The sequence below is a fragment of the Bradyrhizobium sp. SZCCHNR1051 genome, from assembly GCF_032489615.1.
Taxonomy (GTDB): domain Bacteria; phylum Pseudomonadota; class Alphaproteobacteria; order Rhizobiales; family Xanthobacteraceae; genus Bradyrhizobium.
In genome coordinates, this window is sequence record NZ_JAUEYJ010000010.1 from 219,409 (window position 1) to 235,970 (window position 16,562).

Annotated in this window: 14 protein-coding genes; 7 read left to right on the top strand and 7 right to left on the bottom strand. The window is 66.8% G+C overall.

Annotated elements, in window-relative coordinates; translation table 11 throughout:
- Nucleotides 1–205 precede the first annotated feature (205 nt).
- The 3 genes from QW868_RS14730 (at nucleotide 206) to QW868_RS14740 (ending at nucleotide 3,397) form a co-directional block, all read left to right on the top strand.
- Nucleotides 206–1,270: a ketopantoate reductase family protein gene (locus QW868_RS14730; protein ID WP_316230823.1), complete on the top strand. Its 1,065-nt coding sequence runs from the start codon at nucleotides 206–208 to the stop codon at nucleotides 1,268–1,270.
- Nucleotides 1,271–1,371: 101 nt separating this feature from the next.
- Nucleotides 1,372–2,385 carry a Na+-dependent transporter gene (locus QW868_RS14735; RefSeq protein WP_315780643.1) on the top strand — a complete coding sequence of 338 codons (1,014 nt, stop codon included), beginning with the start codon at nucleotides 1,372–1,374 and terminating at the stop codon, nucleotides 2,383–2,385.
- A 133-nt stretch (nucleotides 2,386–2,518) separates the two neighbouring features.
- Nucleotides 2,519–3,397, top strand: coding sequence for a transporter substrate-binding domain-containing protein (locus QW868_RS14740; RefSeq protein WP_315737759.1), 879 nt, complete (start codon nucleotides 2,519–2,521; stop codon nucleotides 3,395–3,397).
- Nucleotides 3,398–3,524: 127 nt separating this feature from the next.
- On the opposite strand, the gene QW868_RS14745 is transcribed toward QW868_RS14740, so the two are convergent.
- The 5 genes from QW868_RS14745 to QW868_RS14765 form a co-directional block, all read right to left on the bottom strand.
- On the bottom strand, nucleotides 3,525–4,193 hold the full coding sequence (locus tag QW868_RS14745) for an amino acid ABC transporter permease (protein ID WP_315755635.1): 669 nt from the start codon (nucleotides 4,191–4,193) through the stop codon (nucleotides 3,525–3,527).
- Between the two features lie 31 nt (nucleotides 4,194–4,224).
- Complete coding sequence (locus tag QW868_RS14750; RefSeq protein WP_316230824.1) at nucleotides 4,225–5,475, bottom strand: FAD-dependent oxidoreductase; 1,251 nt, start codon at nucleotides 5,473–5,475, stop codon at nucleotides 4,225–4,227.
- Nucleotides 5,476–5,497: 22 nt separating this feature from the next.
- Entirely contained in the window at nucleotides 5,498–6,256 is a 759-nt protein-coding gene (locus QW868_RS14755; RefSeq protein WP_316230825.1) for an SDR family NAD(P)-dependent oxidoreductase, read from the bottom strand.
- A gap of 158 nt (nucleotides 6,257–6,414) precedes the next feature.
- Nucleotides 6,415–6,744 (bottom strand): hypothetical protein, encoded by a 330-nt coding sequence (locus tag QW868_RS14760; protein WP_315774619.1) that lies wholly within the window; start codon nucleotides 6,742–6,744, stop codon nucleotides 6,415–6,417.
- 72 nt (nucleotides 6,745–6,816) lie between these two features.
- Nucleotides 6,817–7,758 (bottom strand): GlxA family transcriptional regulator, encoded by a 942-nt coding sequence (locus QW868_RS14765; RefSeq protein ID WP_315737754.1) that lies wholly within the window; start codon nucleotides 7,756–7,758, stop codon nucleotides 6,817–6,819.
- Between the two features lie 172 nt (nucleotides 7,759–7,930).
- On the opposite strand from QW868_RS14765, the gene QW868_RS14770 reads away from it, so the two are divergent.
- Nucleotides 7,931–8,629, top strand: coding sequence for a DJ-1/PfpI family protein (locus QW868_RS14770; protein ID WP_315737753.1), 699 nt, complete (start codon nucleotides 7,931–7,933; stop codon nucleotides 8,627–8,629).
- Between the two features lie 90 nt (nucleotides 8,630–8,719).
- On the opposite strand, the gene QW868_RS14775 is transcribed toward QW868_RS14770, so the two are convergent.
- On the bottom strand, nucleotides 8,720–9,130 hold the full coding sequence (locus tag QW868_RS14775) for an NADH:ubiquinone oxidoreductase subunit NDUFA12 (RefSeq protein ID WP_315755810.1): 411 nt from the start codon (nucleotides 9,128–9,130) through the stop codon (nucleotides 8,720–8,722).
- A gap of 162 nt (nucleotides 9,131–9,292) precedes the next feature.
- Here QW868_RS14775 and QW868_RS14780 point away from each other — a divergent pair, with 162 nt between their 5' ends.
- The 3 genes from QW868_RS14780 to QW868_RS14790 all read left to right on the top strand — a co-directional run bounded on the left by QW868_RS14780 (nucleotide 9,293) and on the right by QW868_RS14790 (nucleotide 15,241).
- Nucleotides 9,293–9,967, top strand: coding sequence for a BA14K family protein (locus QW868_RS14780; RefSeq protein WP_315737752.1), 675 nt, complete (start codon nucleotides 9,293–9,295; stop codon nucleotides 9,965–9,967).
- 455 nt (nucleotides 9,968–10,422) lie between these two features.
- The gene (locus QW868_RS14785) at nucleotides 10,423–12,741 is read left to right on the top strand and encodes a CHASE3 domain-containing protein (protein ID WP_316230826.1); all 2,319 of its coding nucleotides are present in this window, start codon (nucleotides 10,423–10,425) and stop codon (nucleotides 12,739–12,741) included.
- A 214-nt stretch (nucleotides 12,742–12,955) separates the two neighbouring features.
- The gene (locus tag QW868_RS14790) at nucleotides 12,956–15,241 is read left to right on the top strand and encodes a CHASE3 domain-containing protein (RefSeq protein WP_316230827.1); all 2,286 of its coding nucleotides are present in this window, start codon (nucleotides 12,956–12,958) and stop codon (nucleotides 15,239–15,241) included.
- Here the strand turns inward: QW868_RS14790 and QW868_RS14795 are convergent.
- Entirely contained in the window at nucleotides 15,204–16,097 is an 894-nt protein-coding gene (locus tag QW868_RS14795; RefSeq protein ID WP_315737749.1) for a DMT family transporter, read from the bottom strand. The two genes, QW868_RS14790 and QW868_RS14795, sit on opposite strands and share 38 nt — an antisense overlap.
- Nucleotides 16,098–16,562 lie beyond the last annotated feature (465 nt).

Consider the following 16,562-nt stretch of genomic DNA (forward strand, 5'->3'; position numbering starts at 1 on the left):
GCGCCGGATGCCGCATGGGTGCGCTGCACCTTGCCAGACGGCGCATTCCGTGGGATGAAAGCTCTGGTATGCCAGCAACCGAGGCAATGGGTTACCGCCTCCGTCCGCCCGTCCGGGGCGCCTGACGGGCTCTTCGGTGCGGCTGGATCGCCAACAAGAAACGCGAACGCAAAATCTCGAACCGATCTCTGGGGACGACCAAGGTATGGCACGCAACATTCTCATTCTCGGGGCCTCCTACGGCTCCCTCCTCGGCACCAAGCTGCTGATGGCCGGCCACAACGTGACGCTGGTCTGCCGCAAGAAGACCGCCGAGCTGATCAACCGCGACGGCACGGAGGTCCGCATCAAGCTGCGCGACGAGCCGGCGCATCGCTCGATCTTCTCGCGCGACCTGCCCGGCAAGCTCGACGCCGCCACGCCGGATAGCGTCGACCTGTCGCGCTACGACCTGGTTGGTCTTGCGATGCAGGAGCCGCAATACACCAACCACACCATTCGCGTGCTGATGGTGAAGATCGCCGAGGCCAGGCTGCCGTGCCTGTCGATCATGAACATGCCGCCGCTGCCCTATCTCAAGCGCATCCCGGCGCTCGCCAACGTCGACCTCGACGAGGCCTACACCAACCCCGCGGTGTGGGAACGCTTCACGCCCGGGCTGGTCACGCTGTGCTCACCGGATCCGCAGGCCTTCCGTCCGCCGGAGGAAGCCGCCAACGTGCTGCATGTCGGCCTGCCGACCAACTTCAAGGCCGCCGCCTTCGAGGACGAAAAGCACAACGCGCTGCTGCGTGAGCTGGAGCGCGACATCGACGCGGTCAAGCTCGACGGCCAGGACGTGCCGGTGAAGCTGAAGGTGTTCGACTCGCTGTTCGTGCCGCTGGCGAAGTGGTCGATGCTGCTCACCGGCAACTATCGCTGCATCACGCGCGGCGAGCCGCAGGCGATCCGCGATGCCGTTCATGGCAATCTCGCCCAGTCGAAATCGATCTACGAGCACGTCGATGCCATCGCGCGCAAGCTCGGCGCAGATCCGAGCGACCAGGTGCCGTTCGAGAAATACGCCAAGGCGGCCGAGAGCCTGCTCAAGCCGTCGTCGGCCGCGCGCGCCGTCGCCGCGGGCGCGCCGTTCATCGAGCGCGTCGACCTTCTGGTGAAGCTGATCTCGCAGCAGCTCGGCATGCCCAATGCCGAGATCGACCAGACGGTGCAGACCGTCGACTTCAAGCTCAACGAGAAGATCGTGGTCGGCGGCTCCAGCGCGCAGTGATGAGCAGGCGCCGACATCGTCCGTAACCAGATGTGACTTTGCATGAACGCGCGGCCAACGCATGGTTCGCGCGTTCATTGATTCACAGCGTTCGGATAAAGATGCCGTCCTTCGGGCCTCTCGCTTTTCCTCTGCAGGCCCTGAGCTGGCTCGGCAATCAGGGCACCCGCGCCATCGTCGCGGTGCTGCTGCTGGCGATCGCCGTGCCGCCGCTCGGCGAGCTGGCGCGACCCTACGTCACGCACGCGATCTTCCTGCTGCTCTGCATCTCGTTCATGCGCGTCGACGTCGCGATGCTAACAGCGCATCTGCGCCGCCCGCTGCTGGTGGTGGCCGCGACGGCCTGGACCACGATCGCCGTGCCGGCGCTGGTCGGCTCGATCGGGCGCATCACGGGCGTCGATGCCACAGCACCCGACCTGTATCTCGCGCTGATGCTGCAGGGGACGGCCTCGCCGATGATGGCCTCGCCCGCGCTCGCCGCGCTGATGGGGCTCGACGCGACGCTCGTTCTCATCACGCTGGTGACCTCGACCGCGCTGGTGCCGCTGACGGCACCGCTGTTCGCCTATGTGTTCCTGGGCGAGACATTGTCACTGTCTCCGGCCGCGCTCGGGCTGAAGCTCGCCGCCATCCTTGCGGGCGCGCTGGCTGCGGCCGCCGCGATCCGCCTTGCCTTCGGCATCGATACGATCCGCCGCCATCGCGCGCCGATCGACGGCCTCAACGTCCTCATCCTGTTCGTGTTCGCCTCCGCCATCATGGCTCATTTCCTGGCCGACCTGGCCGCGAGCCCGTTCCGCATGCTGGGACTGGCGCTGCTCGCCTTCGCCGTGTTCTTGCTGTTGCTTGGTACCACGATGCTGCTGTTTCGCGGCGCGGGCCGCGAACGCGCCATGGCGCTCGGCATGATGGTGTCGCTGCGCAACATGGGGCTGATGCTGGCGGCGACCGAGGGCGCGATCCCGGGCACCACCTGGCTGTATTTCGCGATGAGCCAGTTCCCGATTCACCTTGCCCCGCAGTTGCTGCGGCCGCTCGCCGAGCGCCTGCGTCCCAAGGCGCTTCCATCTGGCGGGACCGATCACGGCTTGACCAGCCCTGCATCGGAATGAGGCAAAGCAGCAACGGCATGCGGCCGCTTCGGCATGACGCGACGGCCAGCCGCTTACTATCAAGGCCGACATGGTTGTTGCTGGCGTGCAAGGCCAGCGCTACGCTCCGTGGCTGTTGGTGCAGGAGGATTATGTGACCACGTCAGACGATCAGAAAATTTCCGAAGACCGCCGCGATGCGCTGCGCTACGCGCTCGCCATCGGATCCGGTGCCGCGCTCGCGTCCGCCATGACGACGACGCCCGCCTCGGCGCAAGCGGCCGACAACACGCTCGACCGCGTCCGCGCCAACAAGGTGCTGCGCATCGCCGTGCTGCCGGGCGAGCTGCCCTATTTCAACAAGGACCTCGCCTCCGGCACGTGGTCGGGCTTCTCGATCGAGATGGCCAACGACATCGCCAAGCTGCTCGACGTGAAACTCGAATATGTCGAGTCGACCTACGGCAATTCGGTGCTCGACCTGCAGGCCGGCAAGATCGATCTTGGCTTCGCGCTCAACCCGACGCCGCAGCGCGCGCTGGTCATCGACTTCTGCGGCACGGTGTTTCCGCATCCGTTCGGCGCGATGCTGAAGAAGGGGATGGAGGCCAAGACCTGGGCCGACATCAACAAGCCGGAAGTGAAGATCGCCGTCGACGTCGGCTCGGCCAACGAGGCGGTGGCGCGCCGTTTTGCGCCGAACGCGACCATCAAGTCGCTGAAGTCGCGCGACGAGGTGATGCTGGAGATGGCCTCGGGCCGCGTCGACGTCGTCGTCAACGCGCTGATCCTGGGCCTCACCGCGATCGCCAAGAACCCCAATCTCGGCACCTACAAGATCCTGCAGTCGCCCTCGGTCGCGATCCCCTCCAGCATGGGCGTGCGCCGCGAGGCCGACAAGCGCTGGCGCGACTTCCTCGCGGTGTGGATCGACTACAACCGCGGCATCGGCCAGATGCGCGAATGGTTCGTCAAGGGCCTGGGGCTGGCCGGCGTCAAGGCCGAGGACGTGCCGGTCGAGGTGAATATCTAAGCGAAGCCACGCTCTCTCCTAGCGTCATTGCGAGGAGCGCAGCGACGAAGCAATCCAGGACCGCGCGTGCCGCCCTGGATTGCTACGCTTCGCTCGCAATGACGGAGGCATTCGATGGTGTATCGCCTCACGCCTTGTCGTAGGTCATGCCGCGCTCGAAGCGGCGGCCCAAGAGCGTCGCCGGAAACAGGATCGCGAAATAGATCAGCGCGATGATGGTGTAGACCTCGAGCGGCCGGTAGGTGTCGGCATTGATCAGCGTCGCGTTGTAGACGAGATCCGGCACCGCGATCACCGACACCAGCGAGGTGTTCTTCAACTGCGTCACCGACTGGTTGACATAAGGCGCCAGCATCGGCTTCAGCGCCTGCGGCAGGATCACGAGCCGCATCATCCGCCACGGACGCAAGCCGAGCGCGCGTGCAGCATCCCACTGCCCGCGCGGCACGCTCTCGATGCTGCCGCGCACGATCTCGGCATAGAACGCCCCGGCATAGAGCGACAGCACGGTGACGGCGGCGACATGCGCCGGAATGTTGATGCCGATCACCACCGGGAATGCGTAGTAGAACCAAATGATCTGCACCAGCAGCGGCGTGCAGCGGAACAGCTCGATATAGCCGATCAGCAGCCAGTCGATCACGACCGGACGGCGCAGCCTGACGATGCCGACGACGAGCCCGATCACCGAGCCGAGCAGGATGGTGCCGAGCGTGTACGCCATGGTCCAGCCGAGCCCCACCCAGAACAGATGGCTGTACTTGGCGAGGATGGCGAAATCCCAGGTATAGTTCATCGCAGCTCCGGCGTGACGCGGTCGCGGCCCCTCACAGATACCGGCTCGGAGCAAAGGCGGAGGCGTCGAACGACGGCGTCTCGCCCGCGATCATCGCGGCGATCGCCGCGCCCGTGGCCGGCCCCGTGGTGAAGCCGATGTGCTGATTGCCGAATGCAAGCCACAGGCCGGAATGGCGCGGCGCCGGCCCGATCATCGGCAGCGAGTCCGGCAAGGTCGGCCGCGCGCCGCGCCAGGGCTGGGCCACAGCCTCGCCGAACTCGACCACGCCGCGCGCCAGCGGCACCACCTGTTCGAGCTGGGCGAAATTCGACGGCGCATCTCGATCGGTCAGCTCGACGCCGGAGGTGACGCGCACGCCGTTCTCCATCGGCGTCATCAGGAAGCTGCCTTCGGCGTCGTGGATCGGACGGTGCAGCATGCGCGCCGGATTGGGTGTGAACTCCTGGTGATAGCCGCGCTCGAACGCCATCGGCACGCGGTAGCCGAGCGACCTGAGAATGTCCGGCGACCACGGCCCGAGCGCGACCACGACCTGGCGGGCGCGGATCTCGCCGTCGCCGAGCACGACGCGCCAGCCATCGCCGTCGGCCAGCAAGGCCCTGATCTCGGACTGGCGCAGCACGCCGCCCGCGCCCTCGAACATGCGCGCATAGGCCTTGGTGACGTTGCCGGGCGAATCGACCGACGCCGTCTGGCTATGCAGCAGGCCGACCTTGTAGACCGGCAGCAAATTCGGCTCGAGCGCCGAGATGCCCTGGCGGTCGAGCAGCTCGCTCTTGATGCCGTATTCGGCCAGGAACGCCTGCTCGGCCTTGGCGGCTGCGATCGCATCGCTGCGCCACGCCTTGAGCCAGCCAGTCTCGCGGATGCGCTGCGGCTCGCCAGACCGGACGATCCAGTCGCGATGCAGCGTCAGCGACGCGCCGATCAGGCCATGCAGCGCGGTCGCGCGCGGCTTGACGCGGGACTCCACGGCATTGGCGAGGAAGCGCAGCACCCATTCGAGGTTGCGCAGAGTCCACGATGGGTCCCAGCGCACGGCCGCACTCCGATTGCCGAGATAGGACGGCAGCGCCGAGAACAGCGAGGGCTTGTTGAGCGGCAGGATCGAGCCGGAGGAGAGAATGCCGGCATTGCCATACGATGTCTCCTCGCCCGGCGCCTTGCGGTCGACCAGCACCACCGAGAACCCACGCTCCCGGATGGCGTAGGCGGAGGAGACGCCGACGATCCCCGCTCCCAGCACGACCACGTCGGCTGTCTGCTGCACACGCTCCATCGTCTCTCGATCCATCCGCCGTTTACATCAGGGTCAGGCCGCCATCGACCGGCAGCACCGCGCCGGTGACGTGGCCGGCATCTTTCGACAGCAAGAAGGCGACAGCCGCGGCGATGTCGTCGGGCTCGGCGAGGCGCTGTTGCGGATTGGCAGACGCCGCCGTCTGCCACGCGGCCGGATCGAGCGAGCCGAGCCGTCCCGCATCCTTGCGCGTATAGCCGGGCACGACGACATTCGCCGTGCCGCCGCACGCAGCCAGCTCGATGGCCAGACATTTCACCAGCGCTTCCAGCGCCGCCTTGGCGGCGGCCGAGGCCGGGAAGATGCCGCCCGGCACGAAGCGGTGCGCGACGAAGCTGGAGATCGCGACCACGCGCGCATGAGTGCTCTGCACGAGGTCAGGGAGCGCGGCGCTGGCGAGCTCATGAAAGGCCGCCGGCATCACTGCGAGTGAGCGGTCGAGCCCGTCGCACGGCAGATCGCGAAAGCTGCGGCGGTCGGCAAAGCCAGCGGCATGCACCACCGCGTCGATCCGGCCGAAACGCGTTCGTGCCGCAGCCGCCAAACCGGTGGCAACGCCCTGCCTGGCCAGGTCACCGCAATGAAACTCGGCTTCGGCGCCGGCCTCCCGGCACGCGGCGGCGACGTCCCGCAGACGCGCGAGACCCGGTTCGTCAGCCCCCTGCCCGTGCAGCATCACGGCCTGCCCCGGCGCGGCCAGGCGGCGCGCCACGGCAGCGCCGATGCCGGCCCCGCTGCCGGTGATGATGGTGACACGCATCGCGCCCTGGTCTGCCCCTCGTTTCGCGGGGCGGACTATAGGTCCCGGACCTGCCGATGCCAACACGCGGACGGACATGCGCCGATGTCCGCCGCGCGGGACTGCCTGTTACCTCAGACGTTCGGAACCGTCCGAGCGAAGCTGATAAAATCAGTTGCTCAGCATTTGGCGCCGACGCTGCACGTCTTGGTCGACTGGGAGATCGTGCCGCCGGCCGTGCGGCATGCGGCGGCATTGGCGTTCACGCAGGCCACCTTCACCGACGTGCAGCCCGCATGATCGTTCTTCACACATTGCGTCTCGCTATAGGTGCTCAGCACGCTGCCGCCCTTCTTGCAGACGCACATTCCGGTGAGTTCGGCCTTCGCCGCAAAAGCGCTGTCGAGACCGCCGACCGCGGCAGCAACGAATAAAATCAGGTAAAGCAATACGCGCATCGTATCCTCCATGAACAGTGGCAATGCGCTCACTATGAGCGTTTCCTGCATGTGACACAACTTTAAATTGTTTCAATTGCCGACGAGGATCTCTGCCCGCGGCTCCTCGTCCACTGATGCAGGTCAGGTGGTGACGCGTGCCGCGCGCCGCAGGGCCTGCGGCGGCTGGCCGAAGGCGCGAATGAAGGCGCGACGCATCCGCTCAGGATCGCGAAAGCCGGTCGCTTCCGCCACCAGCTCGATCGGCTGATGCGAGGCCTGCACCCGATCGCGCGCCACTTCCAGCCGCAGACGCTCGATCGCCTTCGACGGCGTGGTGCCGGTCTCGGCGACGAAGGCGCGGGTGAAATGCCGCGTGCTCATGCCGGCACGCTCGGCGAGATCGTCGACGGTCAGCGGGGCATCGAGGTGCTCCCGCGCCCAGGTGAGCAGATCCGCAAAACGGCCGCTCGGCGCCTTCAGCTCCAGCAGCGAGGAGAACTGCGACTGCCCACCGCTGCGGCGATGATATAGTACGAGCTGCCGTGCCGTCTTCTGCGCGATCTCCTCGCCGTGGTCGTCGGCGACCATGGCAAGCGCGAGATCGATGCCGGCAGTGATCCCAGCCGAGCTCCAGACATTGCCGTCGCGGACATAGATGCTGTCAGGCTCGAGCTTCACATGGGGGTAGGCGCGCAGGAACTGCCGCGTGCGCTGCCAATGCGTCGTCGCGCGCCGCCCGTCCAGCAGGCCCGCTTCGGCCAGCATGAAGGCGCCGGAGCAGATGCTGGCAAGACGGGTGCCGCGCTGCGCGACCTTACGGACGAAGTTCAGCGTGCATGCGTTGCGACTCGCTGCTTCCACGCCCTCGCCGCCGGCGATCAGCAGCGTGGTCAGCGCCGACACCGGACCGAATTTGCGCGCCAACATCTCGGCCCCCGACGACGACCGCACGGGTCCGGGCGTGGCGGCGACGACCCTGATCGACGGCGCGGCGCGCGCATAGCGCGAAGCGATCTCGAACACCGAGATCGGCCCGGCGGCGTCGAGCAACTGAAAATCGGGATAGATGAGCACGCCGATCATGGTGGATGGCTCCGTGATCTCAAGTCTGAGGTCCCAAGCCTGAGATCCCAAGTCTGAGTGCCCAGGTGTGAAATCCCAAGTCTGTCCGGAAACGAGGGAACTTTGGCATATCAGCCATCCAGCGGACCATGCAGAATGACGGCCGTCAAGCACCAGACCTGCGAGCACCGCCATGGCCCAACCGCTCTCGATCGCTCTCGTCCTGTTTCCACATCTGACCCAGCTCGATCTCACCGGTCCGGTGCAGGTGTTCTCCAGCGTGCCCGGCGCGACGCTACATCTGGCGTGGAAGAGGATCGAGCCCATTCCGACAGACTCGGTTCTCACTCTGATGCCGACCACGACCTTCGCCGACTGTCCGCAGGCGGACGTGATCTGCGTTCCCGGCGGCTTCGGCGTCGACGCCATCCTCGATGACGACGAGGTCATCGGCTTCATCCGCCGCCTGGCCGAAAAGGCCAGGTACGTCACGTCGGTCTGCACAGGCTCGCTCGCGCTCGGCGCCGCCGGCCTGCTGGATGGCTATCGCGCGGCGACCCATTGGAGCGCGCGCGAGTGCCTGCCGCTGTTCGGCGCGACCGTCAGCACCGAGCGCGTCTGCATCGACCGCAACCGGATCACCGGCGGCGGCGTCACGGCCGGCATCGACTTCGCGCTGACCCTGGTGGCGCAGTTGGTCGATCGTCAGACGGCGGAGGCGATCCAGCTCCGGCTCGAATATAATCCGGCGCCCCCTTTCACCGCCGGTTCCCCCGACACGGCACCGCCCGAAGTGGTGTCACGCATGCTGGAGCGGATCGCACCTTCCCGGAAGCGGCGGATTGCGGCGGCGGAGCATGCGGCGGCCGCCCTCAGGACCAACCCGACGTAGCGCAGGCTTGGTAGGCTCCCGAAAGCAAAAAGAGGCCGCCCGGAGCTGGGGACGGCCTCTTCCGATCGGATCATCTTGAGCGAAATCGAATCAGCTGCCAGGAGTCCAGGGCTGATAATCACCGGTGGCCTTTGGCCTGCGACCGCTGGCCAAGGTCGAGCCGGCCGGGCGATACGCCAGAGCAGTCCCCGTCAGGTTCGGCTGATGCGGCTTTTCCCACTCGCGCGGCTTGTAGCCGTCCTGAGTCGGCGGCACGTCGACCATGTGATGCATCCAGGCGTGCCATTCGGGCGGAATGCGGCTGGCTTCGGCCAGGCCGTTGTAGATCACCCACCTGCGCTCGAAATGCAGCACCGGATCGATCTTGCCGCCGGCGGTCCGGTAATAGCGGTTGCCTTGTGCATCCTGCCCCACGAGCTCGCCGAACCGCCAGGTCCACAATTGCGTGCCGAAAGTCTGGCCGTTCCACCACGTGAAGAGCTTGAGAAAGAACTGTTTCATGGGCTTGGGGCCGGTTCTGTGAAGGTCCCGGCTCTGATGCCACCCCGCCCGCATCTTGTCCAGTGTTGCACCGCCTCCGCCCGCGACGATGTATCGGTTCGCGGCGGGGAACGACATCCGCGGCCTGCGGTTAGGTCATTTTCCCCTGATGGAGCGATAGCGATGACCAGACTGAAGACATGGAGCACTGCGGCGGCAGTGGCGCTGATTCTGCCGCTGGCGGCAGCGACGACGAGCTTTGCCCAGGGTCCCGGCGGCGGCGGTCGTGGTCCGGGCGGTGGTGGTGCCGCCATCGGCGGTGGCGGGGGCGGTGGCGGTGGCGCGGCTATCGGTGGTGGCGGCGGCGGCGCGATCGGCGCCGGCGGACGCGGCGGCTTTGCGGCCGGCCCGGGTGGCGGCGGCATGAGCGGCGGCAGCTTCGCCGGACGCGCAGCCGTTGGCGGCGCAGCCCTGGCGGGCCGCGGCCCGGCGGCCGGCGCCAACGTCGCCGTCAACACTGGTGGCGGCCGCGGCAACTGGAGCGGCGGCAATTGGAGTGGCGGCGGCTGGCAGGGCGGTCACCGTGGCGGCTGGCATCGCCGCGGCGGCGGCTTCTGGCCGGGTGTCGGCGTTGGCGTCGGGATCGGATTGGGTAGCAGCTATGCCTACTACAATGATCCGTATTATTACGGGCCCGACTATTACTCCGACTACTCGTACTATGACGACTCCGCGCCTGTCGCCGTCATCGGAACCGAAGGCGTCGACCCAAGCTATTGCGCACGCCGGTACCGCTCGTATGATCCGGCTTCGGGAACCTATCTCGGCTATGACGGTTTTCGCCATCCATGCCCGTAAGAGTCTGACGTAGTAGCTGCGACAATAAGGCGGCGAGGCCATGCTCGCCGCCTTTTTCGCGCCGCATTGTTGTTTGTTCTGTGTCTGAAGCGCCACGTTGCAGGCTGATTTTCGTCCATATTCCAAAATGTGCCCCGCGACATGCAGATGATCCGCCCGTTCCGGTCCAATATCGTTTGAGCTCGTGATTCTGCCCGTACGGGCCGTTTCGCAGGCTGGGTTGATATCTCTCGATGGGCACATGGATTTTCGCGGGACTCGCGCAGTGCAAACGCCGCGGGTGAGCGGCTTGGGCCTGCCGCCCGCGAACGCGCCAGGAACTTCGAACAAGGAGGCGCGCCTTGCCGACATATCTTCACTGCTTGGACGCAGCTGCATCGCAACTCGGATGCATGTGGCCGGCCGCGGTGATCCCCGGCCCAGCTGGCGGACATGTCGATGATTGAGAAACGCAGATGACCTATCAGCGCCTCGCATTGGGGCTCGGTCTTGGAACGCTGCTGGCGATCGGCGCTGCGTCCACGGCGCTCGACATCAAGTCGCGCCACGACGCGGCCTGGGTGAATTCCTCGCTCGACATCCTGCAGAAGACCTCCGATCTGCGCCTGCTGCTCCGCGAAGCGGAAGCGACCTCTCGCGGCTACGCGCTCATCGCTGACGATCAGTTCAGGACGGAGTTTGCCGATGTCAGCACGAGAATCCCGGTCGCTGTGGCCGAGCTGCGGCGCGCCGTGGCCGACAATCCCGAACCACTGGAGCTTCTGACCGAGACCGAAGGCCTGATTGCCCGCAGGGTCGAGCTCGCTGCGGAGCTGATCCGGTTGCGCGCCGCCTCGGATCGTGCGGGGCTCGAAGCGCTCAGAAGCCGCGCCGAAGGCCCGGCGACCATGAGCGAGATCACGGCCCATCTCGACCGTTTCGTTGCCGATCAGCGCAAGCTGCTGACGCAGCGTTCGATGACGTCGAAGGCCACCGGATCGCTGCTGCTCACGATCGACCTGTGCGGCCTCGCGCTGCTGCTGATCATCGCCTTCTACCTCATCCGGCGGACGTATCTGCACGATCGTGCGCTGCGCGCGTCCCTGGTCCGCTCCGAAGCCGAGGCCATCTCGCTGGCGGAAAAGGCCGAGCAGCAGCATCTCGACCTGATCGCCGCCCATGAGAGGCTACGCCATTCCGCCGACATCCTGCAGAGCACGTTCAACAGCATGGCAGAGGGCGTGCTCGTCATCGATGCCGCGGACACCGTGGTATTCTCGAACCCCGCGGTCGAACATCTGCTCGGCTACAGCCCGGGAAAGAATCTGACCGACGTCCGCGCACACCTCCGCGTCTACGAAAGCGACGGCGTGACGCCGGTCGCCGCGCACGACCTGCCGACGCCGCGAGCCTTGCGGGGTGAGAGCTTCGACCGCCGCGAGCTGATCGTCTACCGGCCCGACCGGGACGAGACGCTGCGGCTGATGATCTCCGGCCGCCCGCTGCGCGACGCCGCCGGCGGCATTACCGGCGCGGCGATGGTCTATCACGACATCACTACGGCGCACGAGACCGAGCGGCTGCTGCAGCAGGCGCAGAAGCTCGATGCGATCGGCAAGCTCACCGGCGGCGTCGCACACGACTTCAACAACATGCTGACGATCATTACCGGCACCATCGAGACGCTGGCCGACGAGGTGAAAGACCGCCCCGCAGCCGCGGCGACCGCCGCGCTGATCGGACAGGCGGCAGACCGCTGCACCGAGCTGATCCGGCATCTGCTCGCCTTCGCCCGCAAGCAGCCGCTGCATCCGCGCGACAGCGACGTCAACAGCACGATCCTCGACATCGCAAAGCTGCTGCGTCCGACGCTTGGCGAGCAGATCGAGATCAACTCGATCCTCGAAGAGGAGACGCTGATCACGCATATCGATTCGGCGCAGCTCGCCAACTCGCTGGTCAACATGGCGATCAACGCCCGCGACGCGATGCCCAATGGCGGCAAGCTGCTGCTGGAATCGCGCCGGGTGGAGCTCGATGAGGCCTATGCCTCATCCAACGCCGGCGTGACGCCCGGATCCTATGTCATGGTCGCCGTCAGCGACACGGGTACTGGCATGTCGCCGGAGGTCCGCGACCGCGCCTTCGAGCCCTTCTTCACGACGAAGGAAGCCAGCAAGGGCTCCGGCCTCGGTCTCAGCATGGTCTACGGCTTCGTCAAGCAATCCGGCGGCCACATCAAGATCTACAGCGAGGAAGGACGGGGCACCACGATCCGGCTCTACATCCCCACACCCAAGGGACAGGCTGCGAGCCCCGCTCCGCCCGAGCCGCCGCCGCCGCGCGGCGAGGAGACGATCTTCATCGTCGAGGACGATCCACTGGTGCAGGATTTCGTCGTCACGCAGTTGCAGAGCCTCGGCTACAAGACCATCACCGCATCGACCGGGGTCGAGGCGCTGGCCAAGATCGACTCCGGCCAAAGCTTCGATCTCCTCTTCACCGACGTCATCATGCCCGGCGGCGTCAACGGCAAGGAGCTCGCCGAGGAGGCGCTGCGGCAGCGGCCCGGCACCAAGGTGCTGTACACGTCCGGCTATACCGACAATGCGATGGTCGAGCACGGCCGCCTCGACCAGGCGGCGCTGCTGCTCACCAAGCCCTATCGCAAGTCGGAGCTCGCCAAGATGGTGCGGCTCGCGCTGGCCGGCGCCGCCGCGGACGCCTTGGCCGATGATGCCTTGGCCGAGAACGCCTTTTCCGAGGACGCGCCGACGCGCGCTCGCTTCTCCTGACTTGACCATCGCGCGGATTGGAACTGCAATCATCACGGAGCTTGGCGCCACAAATTCCGATGGAAACCGACCCCATGCAATTGGCAGGACGCGCCGCGCTGCTTACAACTCACGACATTGGCTGACCGAACTATTCGCCATTCACGATAGGGCAAGTCATAGTCACGATGCTGCTTGATCGACCGAGCGCATCCCGCGCCATTGGAAGCCACCGATGATCCGCCGGCGCGTGGTCATCAGGCTCGGCCTTGGAACTCTGCTCGCGATCGGCGCCGCGTCGACGGGGCTGGACATCAAGGCGCGCAACGACACCGCCCTGGTCGAGCACACGATGGAGGTGCTGGAGAAATCCTCCGAGCTCCGCGTCCTGCTGCGGCAGGCAGAAGCGGCCTCGCGCGGCTTCGCATTGTCCGGAGCCGACCGGTTCATCACCGAGCTTCGGGAGACGAGCGGATTTATCCCTGCGGCCTGGGCGGACCTGCAGGGGCTCGTCCGGGATAATTCCTCGCAGCGCGAGCGGCTGCGATCAATTGACGGCATCGTGCAGCGGCGCATCCAGCTTGCCGGTGAGTTGATCCGTCGTCACGCGGCGAACGATCGCGACGGCCTGCAGGCGGCGGCGGCGAGCGCGGCCGGTCCGGCGGCGATGACGACGATCAACCAGGCGCTCGACGCCTTCACCGACGACGAGCGCCGGCTGCTGGCGGACCGCGCCACGATCTCGCGACGGACCGGATCCTGGCTGCTGGCGATCGACCTCGCCGGCGTCGGCCTGCTGCTCCTGATGTCGGCCTATCTCGTCCGGCGCGCTCAACTTTCCGACCGGGCGCTGCGCTCGTCCCTCACCCGGTCGCAGGAGACCGCGACCTCGCTGGAAGCCCAGGCCGTGCAGCAGCGCGGCGATCTCGCCGCCGCCTATGACGAGCTGCGCCGCTTCTCCGCCATTCTCACAAACACCTTCAACAGCATGGCCGAGGGCGTCCTCGTCGTCGATCCCGAAGGCACGATCATGCTGTCGAACCAGGCGGTGGGACGTTTCTTGGGAACGAATGTGGGCGAGACCTTCGTCGAGATGCTGGCCGCAAACCAGTTCTACGAGAGCGACGCCGTCACCCGCATCGTCGACGAGGAGCTCCCGATCGCGTGCGCCTTGCGCGGGCTGTCGTTCGACCGCCGCGAGGTCGTGGTCAAGCCGACCGACGGCCGGCCGCAGTTTCGCCTGATGGTCAGCGGGCGGCCGCTGCGCAATTCCGCGGGCGCGATCAGCGGCGCAGCGCTGGTGTATCACGACGTCACCGACGTGCATGAGACCGAGCGCCTGCTGCAGCAGGCGCAGAAGCTCGATGCCATCGGCAAGCTCACCGGCGGCGTCGCGCACGACTTCAACAACATGCTGACGATCATCACCGGGTCGATCGAGGTCCTGATCGACGCGGTGCAGGACCGGCCGGCGGCGGCCGAGTTCGCGGCCCTGATCGGCAGGGCCACCGATCGCTGCACCGAGCTCATCCGGCATCTGCTCGCCTTCGCCCGCAAGCAGCCGCTACGTCCGCGCGACATCGACGTCAACGCCACGGTGGAGGACATCGCCAAGCTGCTGCGGCCGACCCTCGGCGAGCAGGTCGAGATCAGGACCGTTCTCGCCGACGAGGATCTCATCGCTCATGTCGATTCCGCGCAGCTCGCGAACGCGCTGGTCAACATGGCGATCAACGCGCGCGATGCGATGCCCGACGGCGGCAGGCTGCGCCTGGAGACGATGAAGACCGCGCTCGACGAGGCCGACGCAGCCGCCAATCCCGGCATCGTGCCCGGCTCCTACGTCATGGTCGCGGTCAGCGACACCGGCAGCGGCATGCCACGGGAGGTGAAGGATCGCGCCTTCGAGCCGTTCTTCACCACCAAGGATGCCGGCAAGGGCTCCGGTCTCGGCCTCAGCATGGTCTATGGCTTCGTCAGGCAGTCCGGCGGCCACCTCAAGCTTCAGAGCGAGCAGAACCGCGGCACGACGATCCGGCTCTATCTGCCGGCGGCTCAGGCGGTGCAGCAGATCGAGCCGGAGCACGAGCAGGCGCTGCCGCATGGCCGCGAGACGATCCTGGTGGTCGAGGACGATCCGCTGGTGCGCGACTTCGTGCTCGCCCAGTTGCAGGGCCTCGGCTACACCACCCTCGTCGCCTCGCAGGCCACGGAGGCGCTGGCCATCGCCGCACAGAGCCAGCCCTTCGACCTGCTGTTCACCGACGTCATCATGCCCGGCGGCATCAGCGGCCGACAGCTGGCCGAAACCATGATGACGACGCGCCCCGCGCTCCGGGTGCTCTACACCTCCGGCTATACCGACGATGCGATCGCCGAGAACCGGCAGCTTGTGCCGGACGCGCTGCTGCTGACCAAGCCCTATCGCCGCGCCGAGCTCGCGCAGATGGTGCGGCAGGCGCTGAACGGCACGGCGGCTGACGCTAGCCGCGGGTCGCCATCGCCACCGCAGCCAGCGTGAAGGCCAACGCGGCCACCTGCCCTGCCCCGAGCGGCTCGCGCAGCGCGATCGCGGAGGCCAAGACACCGATTACCGGCACCGCCATGGTGCCGATCGCCGCGACGGAAGCCGGCAGCCGCGACAGCGCCGCGAACCACGCGACATAGGCGACGCAGAACTGGATCACGGTGGAATAGAACATCAGCGCCCAGTCGAGCTGGTCGAGCTTCGTCCAGTCGGAGTGCTCGACCGCGAATCCGACGATCACGATCGGCACGCAGCCGATGCCGATCTGCCAGGCCGCCGCCGACAGCGGCGGCAGCCTGATCGGGAGCTTCTTGGCCATGACCGTGCCGAGCGCGAAGCCGAACGCGCCGCCGAGCACCATCAGGATGCCCGGCAGCTTGTCGCGGCTGGCGGTGAGCCCGTTGCTGCCCATGATCGAGGCCAGCCCCGCGAACGCCAGCACCAGCGCGAGCACGCGCAAGAGCGTCGGCCGCTCGCCCAGGATCGGCCACGCCAGCAGCGAGGCCCACACCGGCATGGTGTAGGCGATCAGCGCCGCCTCGCTCGCCGGCAGCCACAGCAGCGCCAGCCCCATCAGCACCATCCAGGCGGTGACGTTGAGCATCCCGGCCAGGATGAGCCGCGGCCAGACTTCGCGCGGCACGTCAAGGCTCTGGCTGCGGATGACGGCCAGCAGCGCCAACAGCAGCGCGCCGACCACCCCGGTGGTGCCGCGCAGGGTCAGGGGCGGCAGCACGCCGACCAGGTGCTTGGTGACCGGCCAGTTGAAGCCCCAGCCAAGCGAGGTGATGGCGAGGAACATCAGCCCGGCGGGCGTGATCCGCCCGCTGGCCACTGGCTTGTCTGTCATGGAATCACCGGCACCGTCCGTGGGACGATGAGCTTGCCGGCGTTTTTCCGGCCACACCAGGGATTGTGGGGCATGCCTGCCCCGCGAACGCTCCGTAGGCGCCCGTGAGTCCCGCCGATGCAAGCAAAACACGCCGTCCGCACGCGAATAAATCTGCCCCTGTGAACAGCGGGACGAAGCCCTGTGGACAGCGCTCCGGGCAAATTTTTTCGGTTTCGAATCTGCGAGGACTCGCCGATAGTTACGGCCATCACGGTACCGGCACGCGCCCTGGTTTTCCCGTACTTTCCCCCATATTTAGTGTTTGGTTAGGGAACCCCCACTAGTCCTTGACGTGGGAAGCGGAGTCGTCCTAGCTTCCGGCCCGGTTCGGCGCACAGTCAGTTTCGGGTCTGGCCGGCCGCTTCCCAGCAGGGTTCGAGGACAATCACGCTCTTTGGCCAGTCGGCCCGGCGTGCGGGGCCT